Annotated in this window: 17 protein-coding genes; 13 read left to right on the top strand and 4 right to left on the bottom strand. The window is 69.9% G+C overall.

Annotation, left to right across the window (positions count from 1 at the left end; all coding sequences use genetic code 11):
* Positions 1–6 precede the first annotated feature (6 nt).
* Positions 7–1,350 carry an aminotransferase class I/II-fold pyridoxal phosphate-dependent enzyme gene (locus AC3RX1_RS09225; RefSeq protein WP_491500929.1) on the bottom strand — a complete coding sequence of 448 codons (1,344 nt, stop codon included), beginning with the start codon at positions 1,348–1,350 and terminating at the stop codon, positions 7–9.
* 52 nt (positions 1,351–1,402) lie between these two features.
* On the opposite strand from AC3RX1_RS09225, the gene pdxS reads away from it, so the two are divergent.
* The 12 genes from pdxS (at position 1,403) to AC3RX1_RS09285 (ending at position 14,276) form a co-directional block, all read left to right on the top strand.
* The gene (gene pdxS / locus AC3RX1_RS09230) at positions 1,403–2,332 is read left to right on the top strand and encodes a pyridoxal 5'-phosphate synthase lyase subunit PdxS (RefSeq protein WP_491500930.1); all 930 of its coding nucleotides are present in this window, start codon (positions 1,403–1,405) and stop codon (positions 2,330–2,332) included.
* A 4-nt stretch (positions 2,333–2,336) separates the two neighbouring features.
* A complete protein-coding gene (gene pdxT / locus AC3RX1_RS09235) occupies positions 2,337–2,945 on the top strand; it encodes a pyridoxal 5'-phosphate synthase glutaminase subunit PdxT (protein ID WP_491500931.1) in 609 nt (202 codons plus the stop codon).
* Between the two features lie 51 nt (positions 2,946–2,996).
* Positions 2,997–4,874 carry an HNH endonuclease signature motif containing protein gene (locus AC3RX1_RS09240; RefSeq protein WP_491500932.1) on the top strand — a complete coding sequence of 626 codons (1,878 nt, stop codon included), beginning with the start codon at positions 2,997–2,999 and terminating at the stop codon, positions 4,872–4,874.
* Between the two features lie 117 nt (positions 4,875–4,991).
* Positions 4,992–5,528, top strand: coding sequence for a DUF1697 domain-containing protein (locus AC3RX1_RS09245; RefSeq protein ID WP_491500933.1), 537 nt, complete (start codon positions 4,992–4,994; stop codon positions 5,526–5,528).
* A gap of 68 nt (positions 5,529–5,596) precedes the next feature.
* Positions 5,597–6,355: a YebC/PmpR family DNA-binding transcriptional regulator gene (locus tag AC3RX1_RS09250; protein ID WP_491500934.1), complete on the top strand. Its 759-nt coding sequence runs from the start codon at positions 5,597–5,599 to the stop codon at positions 6,353–6,355.
* A 69-nt stretch (positions 6,356–6,424) separates the two neighbouring features.
* Positions 6,425–6,994 (top strand): crossover junction endodeoxyribonuclease RuvC, encoded by a 570-nt coding sequence (gene ruvC / locus AC3RX1_RS09255; protein ID WP_491500935.1) that lies wholly within the window; start codon positions 6,425–6,427, stop codon positions 6,992–6,994.
* A gap of 50 nt (positions 6,995–7,044) precedes the next feature.
* On the top strand, positions 7,045–7,662 hold the full coding sequence (gene ruvA / locus AC3RX1_RS09260) for a Holliday junction branch migration protein RuvA (protein ID WP_491500936.1): 618 nt from the start codon (positions 7,045–7,047) through the stop codon (positions 7,660–7,662).
* Positions 7,655–8,686, top strand: coding sequence for a Holliday junction branch migration DNA helicase RuvB (gene ruvB, locus AC3RX1_RS09265; RefSeq protein WP_491500937.1), 1,032 nt, complete (start codon positions 7,655–7,657; stop codon positions 8,684–8,686). Before ruvA ends, ruvB begins: the two co-directional genes overlap by 8 nt.
* 75 nt (positions 8,687–8,761) lie before the next feature.
* On the top strand, positions 8,762–9,178 hold the full coding sequence (locus AC3RX1_RS09270) for a preprotein translocase subunit YajC (protein ID WP_491500938.1): 417 nt from the start codon (positions 8,762–8,764) through the stop codon (positions 9,176–9,178).
* A gap of 30 nt (positions 9,179–9,208) precedes the next feature.
* Positions 9,209–10,951, top strand: a complete 1,743-nt coding sequence (gene secD / locus AC3RX1_RS09275; RefSeq protein WP_491500939.1) for a protein translocase subunit SecD — start codon at positions 9,209–9,211, stop codon at positions 10,949–10,951.
* Complete coding sequence (gene secF / locus AC3RX1_RS09280) at positions 10,951–11,940, top strand: protein translocase subunit SecF (RefSeq protein ID WP_491500940.1); 990 nt, start codon at positions 10,951–10,953, stop codon at positions 11,938–11,940. Before secD ends, secF begins: the two co-directional genes overlap by 1 nt.
* 80 nt (positions 11,941–12,020) lie before the next feature.
* Positions 12,021–14,276 (top strand): RelA/SpoT family protein, encoded by a 2,256-nt coding sequence (locus tag AC3RX1_RS09285; protein WP_491500941.1) that lies wholly within the window; start codon positions 12,021–12,023, stop codon positions 14,274–14,276.
* On the opposite strand, the gene AC3RX1_RS09290 is transcribed toward AC3RX1_RS09285, so the two are convergent.
* The 3 genes from AC3RX1_RS09290 to AC3RX1_RS09300 form a co-directional block, all read right to left on the bottom strand.
* Positions 14,255–14,824, bottom strand: a complete 570-nt coding sequence (locus AC3RX1_RS09290) for a type IV toxin-antitoxin system AbiEi family antitoxin (RefSeq protein WP_491500942.1) — start codon at positions 14,822–14,824, stop codon at positions 14,255–14,257. The genes AC3RX1_RS09285 and AC3RX1_RS09290 overlap by 22 nt on opposite strands.
* Before the next feature lie 64 nt (positions 14,825–14,888).
* Positions 14,889–16,232, bottom strand: a complete 1,344-nt coding sequence (locus AC3RX1_RS09295) for a DUF349 domain-containing protein (RefSeq protein ID WP_491500943.1) — start codon at positions 16,230–16,232, stop codon at positions 14,889–14,891.
* A gap of 78 nt (positions 16,233–16,310) precedes the next feature.
* On the bottom strand, positions 16,311–16,613 hold the full coding sequence (locus AC3RX1_RS09300) for a dioxygenase (RefSeq protein ID WP_491500944.1): 303 nt from the start codon (positions 16,611–16,613) through the stop codon (positions 16,311–16,313).
* Positions 16,614–16,738: 125 nt separating this feature from the next.
* Between AC3RX1_RS09300 and AC3RX1_RS09305 the strand changes: the two genes are divergently transcribed.
* Positions 16,739–18,112 (top strand): replication-associated recombination protein A, encoded by a 1,374-nt coding sequence (locus AC3RX1_RS09305; RefSeq protein ID WP_491500945.1) that lies wholly within the window; start codon positions 16,739–16,741, stop codon positions 18,110–18,112.
* Positions 18,113–18,232 lie beyond the last annotated feature (120 nt).

Consider the following 18,232-nt stretch of genomic DNA (forward strand, 5'->3'; position numbering starts at 1 on the left):
GATCGATCATCCCACTTCGGTGCGGCTGCCGCCGACAGCGCCGACGGCAGCGGCCAGATCCGCCGCGAGCGCGTCGGCATCGGCATCCGACAGCTCATGCACGGTGAGGCGCAGGTGAGCGGATGCGTCGCCGAACAGCGTGAACTCGTCGCCGGTGCGCGCGAGCCACCCGCGGCGCATGAGCTGCTCCGACACGGCACGCGCGGGCACGGGCAGCGGCACCCAGAGATTGAGGCCGTCGCCGATCGGGGCGTGGAGCCCGAGGCCTCGGAGCCGCTGTGCGAAGGCGGCGTTCCGGGCGGCATAGTGGGCGCCGGCCGCCGCGATGTCGACGCGGACGGTCGGGTCGGCCAGCAGTGCGGTCGCAAGCCGCTGCAGGAGGTGGCTCACCCAGGTCGTGCCGGGGCTGAGCCGCTGGGCGAGTCGATCGGCGGTGGTGGCGTCGGATGCGGTGACGGCGAGGCACATGTCGGGGCCGAGGAACTTCGACACCGACCGTACGAGCGCGAACCTGCGATGCTCCGGCCCCACGATGCTGTGGAAGGGCTGCTGGGACAGCAGCGAGAAATGGTCGTCCTCGATCACCAGGACGTAGGGGTGATCGGCCAGCACCGTGCGCAGGGCCGCCGCGCGCTCCGCGCTGAGACTTGCGCCGGTCGGATTCTGCGCCCGGGGGGTGCAGATCACCGCGCGCACGCCCTGGCCGAGCGCGGCGCGCAGCCCGTCGACCGTCATCCCCTCCGCATCCGTCGGCACCGCGATGGGCCGGTAGCCACCGAGGCGCACCGTCTGGATGCCGGCGAGCCAGCACGGGTCCTCCAGCGCCACGGCGTCGTCGCGGGTGAGGGCCTGGGCGAGCAGTCGCTCGACCGCATCGACGGCTCCCGAGGTGACGGTGAGGCGCACCCGGTCCGGTGCGACATCGCGCGCCATCCACTCCCACGCCCACGCCTCCAGATCGGGGTCGATGACAGGCTCTCCGTAGAGCACCGGACGCCCGACGACCGCGGAGAGGGCTTCGGCGAGGCCGGGGATGAGGGCGGCGTCGGGGTTCCCGGTGCCGACATCGCGCAGCACGCTGTCGGCCGCGAACCCCTCCTGGGCGAGCGGCCGCCGCGATGCGACGCGCGTGCCGGCGCGACCGAGCGACTCGACGAGGCCCGTCTGCGCCAACTGGCGGTACGCGGCGACGACGGTGTTGCGGTTCACGCCCAGCTCCTGCGCGAGCGCGCGTACCGGGGGGAGCGGGTCGCCCTCGCGCAGCTCGCCGCGGTCGTGCAGCGCGCGCACGCTGTCGGCGATCTCGGCCGCGGTGGCGCCGGCGATGCCGATCGCAGTGGGAATGCTCATGAATCCTCCGGTCACGACTGTACGCGAGCGTGCTACGTTTTGGCATAGGCCAATGCCGCATCCTGTGGCAATCAACGAGAGGGCGATCGTGGCAGAACAGACTCACACCGGCACCGCACGCGTGAAGCGCGGGCTCGCCGAGATGCTCAAGGGTGGCGTCATCATGGATGTCGTCACCGCCGATCAGGCGAAGATCGCCGAGGACGCGGGCGCTGTCGCGGTGATGGCACTGGAGCGCGTGCCCGCCGACATCCGCTCGCAGGGCGGCGTCGCCCGGATGAGCGACCCGGACCTCATCGATGACATCATCGCCGCCGTGTCCATCCCGGTGATGGCGAAGGCGCGGATCGGCCACTTCGTCGAGGCGCAGGTCCTGCAGCAGCTCGGCGTCGACTACATCGACGAGTCCGAGGTGCTCTCGCCGGCTGACTACGTGAACCACATCGACAAGTGGGAGTTCACCGTGCCGTTCGTGTGCGGCGCGACGAACCTCGGCGAGGCGCTGCGCCGCATCAACGAGGGTGCCGCGATGATCCGGTCGAAGGGCGAGGCGGGCACGGGCGACGTGTCGGAGGCGACCAAGCACATCCGGAAGATCTCGGCAGAGATCAACGTGCTGCGCTCCATGACGAAGGACGAGCTCTACGTCGCGGCGAAGGAGCTGCAGGCGCCGTACGAGCTCGTGGCGGAGGTCGCCGCGACGGGCAAGCTCCCCGTCGTCCTGTTCGTGGCCGGGGGAGTGGCGACGCCGGCGGATGCGGCGATGATGATGCAGCTGGGCGCCGACGGCGTGTTCGTCGGTTCGGGCATCTTCAAGTCGGGCGACCCCGCCGCCCGTGCTGCGGCGATCGTGAAGGCGACGACGTTCCACGACGACCCGGCCGTGATCGCCGAGGTCTCGCGGGGTCTCGGCGAGGCGATGGTGGGCATCAACGTCGCGGACCTCCCCGCACCGCATCGTCTCGCCGAACGCGGCTGGTAGCACCGTGGTGCGGATCGGCGTGCTCGCGCTGCAGGGCGACGTGCGCGAGCACATGCACGTCCTGCACGGCCTCGGCGCCGAGACCGTCGCGGTGCGCCGGGCGCGCGAGCTCGGCGGGCTGCACGGCCTGGTGATCCCCGGCGGTGAGTCCTCGGTCATGGACAAGCTGTCGCGCACGTTCGGCGTGCAGCTGCCGTTGCGGCGCGCGATCGCCGCGGGGCTGCCTGTGTACGGCACCTGTGCGGGGCTCATCATGCTCGCCGACCGCATCGCTGACGGCATCGTCGGTCAGCAGACGCTCGGCGGTCTCGACGTCACAGTGCGCCGGAACGCATTCGGCAGCCAGGTCGAGTCGTTCGAGACGCACCTCGATGTGCCGGCCGTCGGTGCGCCCGCGGTGCACGCGGTGTTCATCCGGGCACCGCTCGTCGAAGAGACGGGGCCGGAGGTCGAGACCCTCGCGAGTCTCGACGACGGCACCGTCGTCGCCGTACGGCAGGGCGACCTGATCGGCACGTCCTTCCATCCCGAGATGAACGGCGAGACGCGGTTCCATCAGCTCCTGCTCGACGCGGCGCGGGAGAGAGCTGGACGTTCTTCCTCCGAGGGGTGAGGGGGCGTGGCGCCGTGCCACGGGGGAGGTGGGTCGCAAGCCCGGTGGTGCGTGCGTGCGCTGGGATTCGGCTCGCTTCTCCGCTGGCTTGGGATGGGGGGTGTCCGGGCTGGGGAGGTTCGTCATGTCTGGGAGATGCCAGGGCATAAAGAACGCTCAGGATGGATGATGCTATGTACGAATCTGGGAAGGCCAGCGACCTCTCGCGGTGGCGGTGAAGGTGGACGACGAGACTGCCTTGCTTCGCCACTTCAGGCAGGATCTCGGGGCAAGAAGATCCTTGCAGATCGAACGCGTGTTCGGTACACTGGAAGTACCGATCAGGAGGATCTCTACGAGGAGGTGGCACCGATGTCGACACCGGGCGCGGGTCTGTCTCCGGTGATCTCCGAGTTGGATGAGATCGTCGATCACCTCTCCCACTGTCGCGAGCGGGCGGCGTCGGCGTTCGCGGCGGAGATGTTCTTCTTCGAACGCGTCGCGGGCCTGGTGGAACGCCGGGAACGGGAACGCGGTGCCCGCGACGGTGCGATCACCCACGCGACGCAGCTGGGCATGCGGGAGATCTTCGCCGGGGTCGCCGCCTCTCTGCGGTTGAGTGAGTGGCAGGTAGCGCGGAAGGTGTCCACCGCGTGGACGCTCACGAACCAGTTCTACGAAACCCTCTATGACGCCTCCTGCGGCCAGATCTCACCCGAGCATGCGATGGTGATCGCGGACACCGGTGCGGTGATCGAGGATGACACGGTCCGCCGCGAGTACGAGGCGGTCGCCCTCGATATGGCGGCGGAGATGACCCCCGGGCAGCTGCGGCCCGCGTTGGACGGGCTGGTGCAGCGGCTGGACCCGGAAGGAACCGAACAGCGGGTACGCGAAGCCGTCAAGCGCCGCAAGGTCACGGTGCGGGAACTGGAGCCGGGACTGTCCCGGATCACCGCCGACGTCCCTACCGCGCAAGGCGTCGGACTGTTCAACCGTTTGCGGGACATGGCCGCCGAACTGTACGCACAGAACGAGGCAGAGAAGGCCGACGCCGAAGCCGCCGCCATTGCGAAGGCGGAAGCGGAAGCAGATGCGAGGGTGATGGCCGACGCCCGCGGCGCCACGACGGAGGCCGGTGACGCCGCGACCGCCGCAGGTGACACGCCTGTCGACGGCGACAGCGGCGACGCGGATGCCGCCCATGTGGCAAGCGGCGCGGATGGCAGCCATGCAGCCGGCCACGCGGACACCACGGATGCTGCGGCCGAGGCGCCGGTGTTTGATGAGCGGACGCAGGCGCAGATCATGGCCGACGTGTTCTGCGACCTGCTGCTGACCAGCGTCCCCGAAGGCCACGGCGCCACCGACCAAGCACGAAGCGCGCTCGGCGCCATCTCACCCACCGTGCAGGTGACAGTCCCCGCCACCACCCTCGCCGGTACCAGGATCGGTGGGGCCGCCGTCGCGGGGTTCGGACCCATCGATGATGACACCGCGAAGCAGCTCGCCGGGATAGCGCCGACGTGGATACGGGTATTCACCGACCCGTCCACCGGGGTGCCGATCAGCGTCGACCGGTACCGACCCACGAAGAAGCAGAAATTGTACCTACAGGTGCGGGACCAGCAGTGCCGGTTCCCGGGATGCCGGCGTCCCGTCCAGAACTGCGATATCGATCACACGATCGCGTACGCGGAGGGTGGTCCGACGTGCCTGTGCAACCTCGAGCACCTGTGCAAACGCCATCACACCGTGAAACACGAGACCGACTGGTCGGTGGAGCAGCTCGGCGGCGGGATCCTGCGGTGGACTGCGCCCACTCGCCGCACCCACCTCACTCGACCACCCGGCACGGTGAGATTCCAGATGACCGCGCTGCTCCACCCAGACCCGAAACACAGACACGCCATGCGTGAGGCACTCCAACGCGACCCCGCACCCTTCTGAGGCGACGTAGCGGCGGCTCGCTCGTGTGCGCAGCCTTCCGGTCGCGGCGCATGATCCCTCCAGGCGAGCCGGCGTCCGTCTGAGACACACGAGCGCGCGAGCCCGTAACCTCGGGGCATGACACGGTGGGTGGCCCTCCTGCGCGGGGTGAACGTGAACGGCATCTCGATCCGGTCGGCCGACCTCGCCGAGCTCTTCCGGACGACGCTCGGGTTCGACGCCGTGCGCACGGTGCTGGCAAGCGGCAATGTGAGGTTCGAGGCGCCTGAAGGGCCCGCCAGACGCTCGGCACTGAAGCACGGGATCGAGGCCGCGCTGCGCGAGTGCTTCGACTATGACGCCTGGATCGTGCTCGTGACCCTCGAGGAGCTCCAGGACGCGATCGACGCGTTCCCCTTCGATGCCGACGACCCCGCGCGACATCCGTATGTCGTCTTCGCCTCCGACTCAGCCGTCGTCGACGACCTCGCCGCCGCCGCCCAGGGACTGGACCCCGATGTCGACCCGGTGCAGCCCGGCGACGGCGTCGTCTACTGGAACCCCGTCAAGGGCACCACGGTCAGCACGCCCTTCGCGAAGGTGCTCTCGCGCGCGGTGTACAAGCGCACCACGACGAACCGGAACCTGCGCACCCTCGTCAAGCTCGCGAGCTGACCGAGGGATCGCTCCGCCGCCACGGCCCCTCGCACGCCCGCCGGTGCCGACACCGTAAACTTGTCAGCATGTCCGGCCACTCCAAGTGGGCGACGACCAAGCACAAGAAGGCCGTCATCGACGCGCGTCGTGCCAAGTCGTTCGCCAAGCTCATCAAGAACATCGAAGTCGCAGCGAAGATCGGCGGCGCCGACCTTGCCGGCAACCCGACCCTGTACGACGCCGTGCAGAAGGCCAAGAAGACCTCGGTCCCCAACGACAACATCGACCGCGCGATCAAGCGCGGTGCCGGCATCTCCGGCGAGTCGGTCGACTACCAGACGATCATGTACGAGGGGTACGGTCCCAACGGCGTCGCCCTCCTGATCGAGTGCCTCACCGACAACAAGAACCGCGCCGCCGCCGAGGTGCGCACGGCCCTCACGCGCAACGGCGGCACCCTCGCCGACCCGGGCAGCGTCTCGTACAACTTCACCCGCAAGGGCGTCCTCGTCGTCTCGGGCGACGGCACGACGGAGGACGACGTGATGATGGCAGCGCTCGAGGCCGGCGCCGAGGAGGTCGAACCGCATCCGTCGGGGTTCGAGGTCATCACCGAGGCATCCGACCTCGTCGCCGTGCGCTCCGCCATCCAGGACGCCGGGATCGACTACGAATCCGCCGACGTCGAGTTCGTGCCGTCGCTCAAGGTCGAGGTCGACGCCGAGACCGCTCGCAAGGTGTTCCGCATCATCGACGCACTCGAGGACAGCGACGACGTGCAGAACGTCTTCAGCAACTTCGACCTCTCAGCCGAGGTGCAGGCGGAGCTCGAGCAGGACGACTGAACTTGACCCCGTGAACGAAGGCGCGCGTCGATCACCGACGTGCGCCTTCGCTCTGCGTACGGTTGAAGGATGAGCCGACGACTGCGCGTGCTCGGGATCGACCCCGGCCTCACTCGCTGCGGCGTCGGCGTCGTCGACGTGGCTCCCGACCGCTCGGCACGCCTCGTCCATGTCGGCGTCATCCGCTCGCCCCTCGATTCCCGGATCGAACGGCGGCTCGCCGCGATCGCAGCCGGCATCCGCGAGGTGCTCGCCGAGCACCGGCCCGATGTGCTCGCCGTCGAGCGCGTCTTCGCGCAGAACAACCGCAGCACCGTGATGGGAACCGCGCAGGCGAGCGGCGTCGCCCTCCTGCTCGCCGCCGAGCACGGCATCCCCGCCGCCACGCACACCCCCAGCGAGGTCAAGGCCGCCATCACGGGGTACGGCAATGCCGAGAAGCTGCAGGTGCAGACGATGGTGGCGCGGGTTCTGCGGCTCGACGAGCTGCCGAAGCCCGCCGACGCCGCCGACGCGCTCGCCCTCGCGCTCTGCCACGCGTGGCGCCGCGGCGATATCAACGCCCCGGCGGCTCAGACCTCCGGGCTCACTCCCGCGCAGCGTGCCTGGGCGGCAGCGGAGCGCGTCGCCCGGCGGTGAGCGCGCGTGTCGATCGAACAAACGTCCGAGAACCCCCCTAGGCTTGGCTCATGATCTCCTCGCTGCACGGCTCCGTGCTCCACACCGGCCCCGACCTCGTCGAACTCGTCGTGGGCGGCGTGGGGTTCTCGGTGGCGGTCACGCCGGATGTCGCGCGCGCGGCGCGCGTGGGGGAGCAGCTGCAGCTCCACACGACGCTCATCGTCCGCGAGGACGCGCTCTCGCTCTACGGCTTCGCCGAGCGTGCCGAATGCGCGCTGTTCACGATCCTGCTCGGCGTCACCGGCGTCGGCCCGAAGTCCGCGCTCGGAGTGCTGTCGGCGATGAGCGTCGACCAGATCGCCCAGGCCGTCGCCGACGATGACGATGCACCGTTCCGACGCGTATCGGGCATCGGCCCGAAGACCGCGAAGCTCATCGTGGTGCAGCTGACGGGAAAGCTCGCGCCTCCCGCGGCGGCGCCCGCGCCGGATGCCGCTCCCGACGGCGTCGGCGGGCAGGTCGTGACCGCACTCGTCGGACTCGGCTGGTCGGAGCGGGTGGCGGCCGAAGCTGTGGAGGCGGTGTCAGCGGATGCGTCGCCCGCCGACCGCGCGCACGTGCCCGCCCTGCTCCGCCTGACGCTCGCACACCTGGGCCCGGCACGGACGGGGGCCGGCCGTGGATGACCTCGACCCCCAGGCGCAGGACGAGTCGGAGCTCGCGATCGAGGGGGCACTGCGCCCCTCGTCACTGAAGGAGTTCATCGGCCAACAGAAGGTGCGCGGACAGCTCCAGCTGCTGCTCGACGCCGCACGCATCCAGCAGCGCCCCGCCGACCACATCCTGCTGGCCGGCCCTCCCGGCCTCGGCAAGACGACCCTCGCGATGATCGTCGCCCATGAGAGCGGGCGCGCCCTGCGGCTGTCGAGCGGCCCGGCGATCCAGCACGCCGGCGACCTCGCAGCACTGCTGTCGAGCCTCACCCCCGGAGAAGTGCTGTTCATCGACGAGGTGCACCGCATGGCGCGCTCCGCCGAGGAGATGCTCTACCTCGCCATGGAGGACTTCCGCATCGACATCATGGTCGGCAAGGGCGCCGGCGCCACGAGCATCCCGCTCGACCTCGCACCGTTCACGCTCGTGGGAGCGACCACGCGAGCAGGCCTCCTGCCCAATCCCCTGCGCGACAGGTTCGGGTTCACCGCTCACCTCGAGTACTACGAACCCGAAGAGCTCGAGCAGGTCGTCGGCCGCTCTGCCACGATGTTGGAGATCGAGCTGCCGGCACAGGCGCGGGCCGAGATCGCCCGGCGCTCCCGCGGCACCCCCCGCATCGCCAACCGCCTGCTGCGCCGCGTGCGCGACTACGTCATCGTGCACGGCTCGGGATCTGCGACGAACGCCGTCGACACGGCACAGGTCGACGCCGCCCTCGAGCTCTACGACGTCGACCCCATCGGGCTCGACCGCCTCGACCGTGCAGTGCTCGACGCCCTCATCCGCCGGTTCCACGGCGGCCCGGTCGGCCTGAACACCCTCGCCGTCACTGTCGGCGAAGAGGCCGAGACGATCGAGTCGGTCGTCGAGCCGTACCTCGTCCGGATCGGCTACATGGGGCGCACGCCGCGCGGGCGCGTCGCGACGCCGGCGGCCTACGCCCATCTGGGCCTGCGGCACGCGGACGGGGCCCTGAACCTCGATGACCTATAATCGCTGAAGGCTTTCCCCCCAATCCTCCGGCAGCGCCGCCCTGGCGCGCCGCTTTCGAAAGGTGCCTGCCGCCTCATGGCTCAGTTCTTCCAGCAGTACGGTCTGATCATCCTCCTGGTGATCCTCCTCGTCTTCATGTTCTGGAGCTCCCGGCGCCGGATGGCGAAGCAGAAGGCCGAGCAGGAGGCGAAGGCCCGTCAGACCGTCCCCGGTGCAGAGGTGCTGCTCCAGGGCGGCCTGTACGGCACGATCGTCTCGTACGACCCCGACAACCTCGACCAGCCCGCCGTCGTCGAGATCGCGCCGGGTGTCGACATCAAGGTGCACAGCCAGGCCATCCTGCGCGTGATCACCCCCACGGACGAGCCCGCCGTCGCCGCCGACGAGGTCCCCGCCGACGACGCACCGCGCGTGGAGACGGCCGACGAGACCGCCGAGCGTCTGCGCGCGCAGAGCGAGCAGTCCGACAAGAAGGACACCCCCGAGGCCTGACCCGTCCTTCTGCGAGAAAGCTGACCCTCCGTGGCCACATCGACTCCTGTCCGGCACGCCTGGCGCGCCCTGCTGGGCCTCGTCATCGTCATCGCCGTGCTGTTCGGCATCAACGCGCTCGGCGTGTATGCGTTCAAGGAGGCGTCGTGGGTCCCGGAGCTCGCGCTCGACCTGCAGGGCGGGACGCAGATCATCCTTCAGGCGAAGACTCCTGACGGATCGGCGCCGACGCAGGACCAGATGGACCAGGCCGCGACGATCATCCGCCAGCGTGTGGATGCGTCGGGTGTCGGCGAGTCGGACATCACGACGCAGGCAGGCAACCAGATCGTCGTGCAGATCCCCGGCCAGGCCGACGACGAGACGCGTGCGCGCATCGAGGCCTCCGCCCAGCTGCAGCTGCGTGCCGTGCTGTACACGGGCGCACCGTCGACGTCGTTCGTCGGAGACGACGGCAAGCAGACGCCGTACCCGACTCCCGCGCCGACGCTGCAGTCCACGCCGACCGCGTCGCCCAGCAACGGCAGCGACATGAGCTGGGTCACCCCCAAGCTGCAGGCCGAGTTCCTCGCGTACGACTGCAACAGCAAGGACAACGACCCGGCCAACGAGCCCAAGGACGAGCCGCTCATCACCTGCAGCGACGATGGCTCTGCCAAGTACATCCTTGGGCCCGTCGAACTTGACGGATCGTCGATCGTCGACGCCTCCTACGGGCAGAACTCGCAGAACGGCCAGTGGGAAGTCCAGCTGAAGTTCAACGGCGACGGCACGAAGACCTTCGCCGACGTGAGCCAGCGGCTGTTCGCCCTGAAGGGGCAGAACCAGTCGCCGCGCGACCAGTTCGCGTTCGTGCTCGACGGCAGGGTCATCTCCGCGCCGCAGATGAACGCCGTCATCACCGACGGACAGCCGTCGATCTCGGGGAGCTTCACGCAGGAGAGCGCGAAGGTGCTCGCCGACCAGCTGAAGTACGGCGCACTGCCCCTGAGCTTCACCGTCGTGAGCTCCGACACGATCTCGGCGACCCTCGGCTCGCAGCAGCTGCAGATCGGCCTCATCGCGGGCCTCATCGGCCTCGCCCTGGTGGCGGTCTATTCGCTCGTGAGCTACCGCGCGCTCGGGTTCGTGATCATCGCGTCCCTCGCGGTCATGGCGGTCATCACGTGGGCGGCGCTGTGCATCCTCGCGTGGCGCATGGGCTTCCGCCTGTCGCTCGCGGGTGTCGCCGGTCTGATCGTGACGATCGGCTTCACCGCGGACTCGTTCATCGTCTACTTCGAACGCATCAGGGACGAATTGCGCGACGGCAAGTCGATCACCGGTGCGGTGGAAGACGGCTGGGGCCGCGCGAAGCGCACCATCTACATCGCGAAGGCCGTCAACATCCTCGCCGCCGTGGTGCTCTACATCCTCGCGGATGCGACGGTGAAGGGCTTCGCATTCACCCTCGGTCTCACGACGGCGATCGACATCCTGATCTTCATCCTGTTCACGCACCCCGTGATGCAGCTCGTCGCCCGCACCCGCTTCTTCGGCGAGGGGCACCGGCTCTCGGGGCTCGACCCCGACGCGCTCGGTGCCGTGTACCGCGGGCGCGCGCAGTTCCGTGCACCGGTCGCGGAGGTCAAGGGCGCCGCCGCGCGGCGCACCGGCCGGTCACGCGGTGAGGCGGAGCGCCGGCAGACGATCGCCGAGCGCAAGCTGCAGTCCGAGCTGGCTGCCCGCGGCAGCGGCAGTACCGACTCTTCGAAGAAGGGAGCCGAGGACTGATGGGCGTCATGAGCCAGTTCGGCAACGACCTCTACTCGGGCAAGGTCTCCTTCCCGTTCGTCTCCAAGCGGCGGCTGTGGTTCATCATCGCGGCGATCCTCGTCGTCGGATCGGTGCTCGTGCCGCTGTTCCGGCCGGTGCAGTTCTCGATCGAGTTCACCGGCGGGTCGCAGTTCACCGTCTCCGGAGTGTCGAACCCCGATCAGGATGCCGCGACGAAGGCCGTCCTCTCGGTGGTCCCGGACGCGACGACGAAGGTCACCACCGTCGGCTCGGACGGTGTGCGCGTGCAGACCGACCAGATGAGCAGCGCGCAGACGCAGGAGGTGCGCGACGCGCTCGCCTCGCAGTTCCACGTCGATCAGGCCGACGTCACGGCATCCTTCATCGGTCCCAGTTGGGGCGCCGACGTCACCCGGCAGTCGCTGTGGGGACTCGCGATCTTCCTCGCCCTGACCTTCCTCATCCTCGCCCTGTACTTCCGCACCTGGAAGATGTCGGCCGCCGCGATCATCGGCCTGGTGGACGTGCTCGTCATCACGATCGGCATCTACGCCCTCGCCGGCTTCGAGATCTCGCCCGCCGCCGTGATCGGCTTCCTGACGATCCTCGCGTACTCCCTGTACGACACCACGGTCGTGTTCGACAAGATCCGCGAGAACACGCATGAGGACGGCGGGCACAACGACCGGATGTTCTCCGAGTCGGTGAACCTCGCCGTGAACCAGACGCTCGTGCGCTCCATCAACACCACGATCGTCGCGATCCTGCCCGTCGGGGCGATCCTGTTCATCGGCGCGATCTGGCTCGGTGCGCAGACCCTCAGCGACATCTCGCTGTCGATCTTCGTGGGCATCATCGTCGCGGCGTACTCGACGCTGTTCGTCGCCTCGCCGCTGTACTCGCTGTTCCGGGAGAACGAGCCGGCACTCAAGGCGCACGACGCGAAGGTGCGCAAGACGCGCGCGCAGGCCGCCGTCACGGTGTGAGGAGCGCCCCGGGCCGCGCCGGATGCCGCGCGCACGGGGCATCGTAGAATTGGCCCAGTCGACGCGGAGGAGGTGCAGCCATGGCCGAGACCATCCCCGCGGGACAGAGCTCCTCGCTGCGGCGCCTCGTGCCGCGCATCTTCTCGCGCAGCGCGCGGCGCGATGACGTCGAGCAGCTGATCCGCACGGTGCGATCGCACCACCCCAAGGGCGACCTGTCGATCATCGAGCGCGCATACTCCACCGCGGAGGCGGCGCACGCCGGCCAGAAGCGGCAGAGCGGCGAGCCGTACATCACGCATCCGCTCGCCGTCGCGCAGATCCTCGCCGACCTCGGTCTCGGGCCCCGCGCGGTCGCCGCCGCACTCCTGCACGACACCGTCGAGGACACCGAGTACGGGCTCGACCGGCTCACGATGGAGTTCGGCGACGAGGTCGCGATGCTCGTGGACGGCGTCACCAAGCTCGACAAGGTCAAGTACGGCGAGAGCGCGCAGGCCGAGACCGTCCGGAAGATGATCGTCGCGATGTCGCGCGACATCCGGGTCCTCCTCATCAAGCTCGCCGACCGTCTCCACAACGCCCGCACGTGGGGCTTCGTCCCGCCCGAGAAGGCGAAGAAGAAGGCCACGGAGACGATCGAGATCTATGCGCCGCTCGCGCATCGGCTCGGCATCCAGACGATCAAGGCCGAACTGGAGGACCTGTCGTTCGCGGTGCTCCAGCCGAAGCTGTACGCCGAGATCGACAGCCTCGTCAAGCAGCGCACTCCGCAGCGCGAGCAGTACGTGCACAGCGTCATCAGCGACGTCGAGGCCGACCTGCGCGACCTGCGCATCCGCGGCCAGGTGATGGGCCGGCCGAAGCAGCTCTACTCGGTGTACCAGAAGATGGTCGTGCGAGGCCGTGAGTTCGACGACATCTACGACCTCATCGGCATCCGGGTTCTCGTGAACACCGTGCGGGACTGTTACGCCGTGCTCGGCGCCATCCACGCGCGGTGGACACCGCTTCCGGGGCGGTTCAAGGACTACATCGCCACGCCGAAGTTCAACCTGTACCAGTCGCTGCACACGACGGTGATCGGCCCCGGCGGCCGCACCGTCGAGATCCAGATCCGCACGCATGAGATGCACCAGCAGGCCGAGTACGGCGTCGCGGCGCACTGGAAGTACAAGGAGCGGGTCAACACCGGCAAGGCCGACAGCCGCGCCGCCGACGCCGACATGGCGTGGCTCGCGCACATCTCCGACTGGCAGGCCGAGACGGCCGACCCGGGGGAGTTCCTCGATTCGCTGCGCTTCGAGATCGGCGCGAAAGAGGTCTACGTCTTCACGCCGAAGGGCCGTGTGATCGGCCTTCCGGCCGGCGCGACGCCCGTCGACTTCGCCTATGCCGTGCACACCGAGGTCGGGCATCGCACGATGGGCGCGAAGGTCAACGGGCGCCTGCTTCCGCTGGAGTCCGAGCTGCACTCCGGCGACGTGGTCGAGGTGTTCACCTCGAAGAACCCGGATGCCGGCCCCAGCCAGGACTGGCTGAGTTTCGTCAAGAGCACCCGGGCGCGGAACAAGATCCGCGGCTGGTTCACGAAGGAGCGCCGCGAGGAGGCGATCGAGCAGGGCAAGGAGGCGATCGCCCGCGCGATGCGCCGGCAGAACCTGCCGCTGCAGCGCCTGATGAACCAGGACTCGTTCGCCGAGGTCGCCCAGCAGCTGCGCTACGAGGACGTGTCGGCGCTGTACGCGGCCGTGGGCGAGGGCCACGTCTCCACGCAGTCGGTGCTCGAGAAGGTCACGGCGCTCATCACGGTGAACGAGGCGGCGACCGGCCCGATCGATCTTCCCCCGCACGGCGGCAAGCCGCGGTCGCACCGCGGCGGCAGCGACTCCGGGATCCTCGTGCGCGGGGCGCCCGACATCCTCGTCAAGCTCGCGAAGTGCTGCACTCCGGTCCCGGGCGACCAGATCGTCGGGTTCGTGACGCGCGGCAGCGGCGTCTCGGTGCACCGCGCGGACTGCACGAACGTGAAGTCGCTGATGTCCGACCCCGGGCGGCTCATCGACGTCGAATGGGCGCCGACGACCAAGAGCGTGTTCCTCGTGCAGATCCAGGTCGAGGCGCTCGACCGGTCGGGGCTGCTCAGCGACGTGACGCGCGTGCTCAGCGAGCACCACGTCAACATCCTCTCCGCCACGGTCTCCACGAACGACGACCGGCTGGCGATCAGCCGCTTCGTGTTCGAGATGGGCGACACGGTGCACCTCGACCGCGTCCTGAACGCTGTGCGGCGGATCGAGGCCGTATACGACGTCTACCGGGTGACCTCGGGCTGATCCGCCGGCTGTGCCGCGGCGATCTCCTCGAGCAGGGCGAGGGCGACGCGCTTGTTCTGCAGGGGACCGGATGCGGTGAGGCGGGCGACCGCCGCCGCCACGTCGGCGACGCCCGTGCTCGCCATCATGCGGGCGGCGTGCTCGTGATCGGCATCGGGTACACGCGCCAGGTCGGCGAGCGTGCGGTCCGGAACGGTGACGGCGACTCCGCCGACGACCATGACGTCACCCGGGGGCAGCCGGCGGTCGCGGTAGTCCAGTCTGCGGTCGATGATGTGGTGGAGTCGTCGCGCACAGACGCGCTGCGCGCGGTGCCGGGCCGGCGGCGCGCAGAGCGCCCCGTGGATCCACGCGGCGCTGAGGTGGGTGGCCGCGAGCGCCTCGCCGAGCAGGGGATGAAGGGATGCCGCGCGCAGCGCCGGCGTCTCGACGGCGTCGGCCGGGATGAACGCCTCGTCGACCGCGACGAGATGACCGTCCAGGCACGCCGCCGTCAGCTCGGCCTGCGAGAGGCGGTCGCCGGCGAAGTAGAGGTGGGGCGATGCCATACACGGCAGTGTGCCCCACCCGGACCCCGCGTGGCGCGGGCCGGCCGGGTCTGTGGAGAACCCGTCAGCCGCCGACGGCCTTGAGCCAGGCCCTGCGTGCCTCGAGGGCCTCCGCGGCCTTCGCGATCGCCCGCTTGTCGCCCGACGCCTCGGCGGCGGCGAGCTCCTGCTCCAGCTTCGAGATGGCTTCGGTGAGCTGGCGCGTCATGTCGTTCGCGCGCGCCTTGGTCTCCGGGTTGTTGCGCTTCCAGTCGGCGTCCTCGCGCCCGCGGACGTTCTGCTCGATCTTGCGCAGCTCGTCGTCGAGCGCCCGCTCCTTGTCGCGGGGGAAGATGCGTCCGATCTCGTCCCACCGGCGCTGGATGCCCGTGAGCGCCGCACGCGCCTTGCCGAGGTCGGGCTCGTCGACGATCGGTGCCGCCTCGTCGAGGAGCGCGCGCTTCGCGTCGATCTTCTCCCGCGACGCCTCGGCGTCGGCCTGTTCGCGCTCGGCGCGCGCGCCGTAGAGCGCATCGCCGGCGGCCTTGAACCGCGCCCACAGCGCGTCGTCGGCCTTCTTTCCGGCGCGGCCCGCGTTCTTCCACGCGTCGAGCAGGTCGCGGTAGGCGGCGATGCCGTCCTCGCCCTTGGGCGCGAGCGCCTCCGCCCGCTCGATGAGCGTCGTCTTGCGGGTGCGGGCGTCCTTGTGCGTCTCGTCGAGCTCGGCGTAGAAGTCGCGGCGATGCTTCTCGATGGTCGCGCGGGCGTCGCGGAACCGCTTCCACAGGCGCTGTCCCGCCGACTTGGGCAGCCGCGGACCGTTCTTCTGCTGCGACTGCCACTGCTCGAACAGCTCGTTCACCTGGGCGGTCGTCTGCTTCCACTGCACCGACTTGGGGTCGCGCGCCGCGAGCTGCTCCATCTGCTCGACGAGCGCGGTGCGCTCCGCGATCGCGGCATCGACCGCTTCCCGGGCCGCGACCGATTCCGCGGCAGCGGACTCCTCGAGCTCGGCGAGCAGCGCGTCCACGCGCTGCTGCAGGCCGGCGAGGTCGCCCACGGCGGTCGCGTCGACGGTCTTCTCGCGCAGCGCGGTGGCGGTGGTGCGCAGGTCGGCCGCTGAGGCGCCGCCCCCACGGTGCCGCGCCTCCAGGAGCGACACCTCGCCGGCGAGGTCGGCGAACTTCCGCTCGAAGTACGCGAGCGCCTCGTCAGGCGTGCCGTCGGGGTACTCGCCGACGACACGCCAGCTCCCGCCCTCGCGCACCGACACCACACCGCTGGAGTCGACGCGGCCCCAGGGCTCGTCGCTGGGCGTGCTCGGCGCCGGACCGGGCTTGTTCGCCGCGGGGCCGGGCTTCGGCACCGCGGCGGGTCGCGGGCCCGGAACGGGCGGGGTCACGGGGGTGTTCTCTGCGTCGGCAGTCACGGGGTGCACCTCATCACGGCTCGCGCCGTCTGCGGGGGGAATGGACGGGTCACCAGCCTAGTACGACCTCCCCGCCGCCTACGGTGTCGTCGCGGGCGACGGTGTCGCGCTCGGCACCGGTGTCGTCACGGCGGGAGCCGGCGTCGTCACGGTGGGCGTCGGGGTCGTGCTCGGTGCGGGGGCGGGCTTGCCCGGTCCCGCGGTGTAGTACGCGGTCTGCGCACCGACGATGCCGATCAGCAGCATGCCGCCCGCGATGCCGCCGATCACGTTGTCGCGGACCCGTCGTCGCGCCCGCTGTGCGTTCAGCTGCAGACGCGCCTCGTACGCGCGCGCCCGCTCGCGCCGGATGCGGGCATCCCTGTCCCTGCTCGCCGCCACGGCGCCTCCATCCCACGTCGTCACTGCCCGGTGTCGGGCAGGGACGATCCTAAGGGCGCCGGATATGAGCCGACAAAGCCCACGTCGCACGGCGCGAGGTCAGGGGCTCTCGATAGCCTGAGGGGGTGACCCGTCCTTCCGCGCTGTTCTCCGGCCAGACGCCGTTGGCGGTGCGGATGCGTCCGACCTCGCTCGACGAGGTCGCCGGTCAGCGGCACCTGTTGCGCCCGGGTTCGCCGCTGGTGAAGCTCGCTGACCGCGATGCGACGGCCGCCGGCACCGTCTCGGTGATCCTGTGGGGGCCGCCCGGCACGGGCAAGACGACGCTGGCGCAGGCGGTGGCCCGGTCGTCGGGACGTCGGTTCGTCGAGCTCTCGGCGGTGACCGCCGGCGTACGCGACGTGCGCGAGGTGATGCAGGATGCGTTGAATCAGCGCGATCTCTACGGGCAGTCGACGATCCTCTTCCTCGATGAGATCCACCGGTTCACGAAGGCGCAGCAGGATGCGCTGCTGCCGGGCGTGGAGAACGGCTGGGTCGTGCTCATCGCCGCCACCACCGAGAACCCGTCGTTCTCGGTGATCTCGCCGCTGCTGAGCCGTTCCCTGCTGCTCACGCTGCAGCCGCTCACCGACGACGACCTCGCGCTCCTCGTCGATCGCGCGGTGGACGACCCGCGCGGGCTCGCCGGCGCGGTGACGCTGTCCGACGAGGCGCGCACGGCGCTGGTGCGCCTGTCGTCGGGTGACGCGCGGCGGGCGCTGACGGCGCTCGAGGCTGCCGCATCCCTCGCCGTCCCCGCCGTCGAGGAGCCGGGGGACGGCGAGGACGAGGATGAGGAGCCCGACGACGACGCGGGCGCCGCGCCGACGGTCACCGCCGAGCACGTCGCGCAGGCGGTGGACAAGGCGCTGCTGCGCTACGACCGGCAGGGCGACGAGCACTACGACGTGATCAGCGCCTTCATCAAGTCGATCCGCGGGTCGGACGTCGACGCCGCGATGCACTACCTCGCGCGGATGATCGAGGCGGGGGAGGACCCGCGTTTCATCGCCCGTCGCCTCGTCATCTCCGCGGCGGAGGACATCGGCCTCGCCGATCCGCAGGCGCTGCAGATCGCCGTGGCCGCGGCCGACGCCGTCGCGTTCATCGGCATGCCCGAGGGACGCATCCCCCTCGCCGAGGCGACCGCGTACCTCGCGACGACGGCGAAGTCGAATGCGGCGTATCTGGCGATCGACAAGGCCATCGCCGACGTCCGCGGCGGGGGGTTCGGGCGCGTTCCGGTGCACCTGCGCGACGCGCATTACCCCGGAGCGAAGCGGCTGGGCCACGGCAAGGGCTACGTGTACCCGCACGACAGCGAGATCGGCGTGGCGCCCCAGCAGTACCTCCCCGACGAGCTGCGCGGGCGGCGGTATTACGAGCCGAAGGCGCGCGGCGCCGAGCGCGACGTCCAGGCCCGCCTCGAGAAGATCCGTCGCATCCTCGGAGAGTGACTCGGATCGGGCTCTGCTAGACTTGAGCGGCTCGAAACCGTGTTTCCGGGCATCTCCCTCTTCTGATCAAGACCTTCCGGCGTGCCCCGGCGTGCAGTCCGGATGGGCGAAGAGCGGGGG

The organism is Microbacterium altimontanum (genome assembly GCF_058349865.2).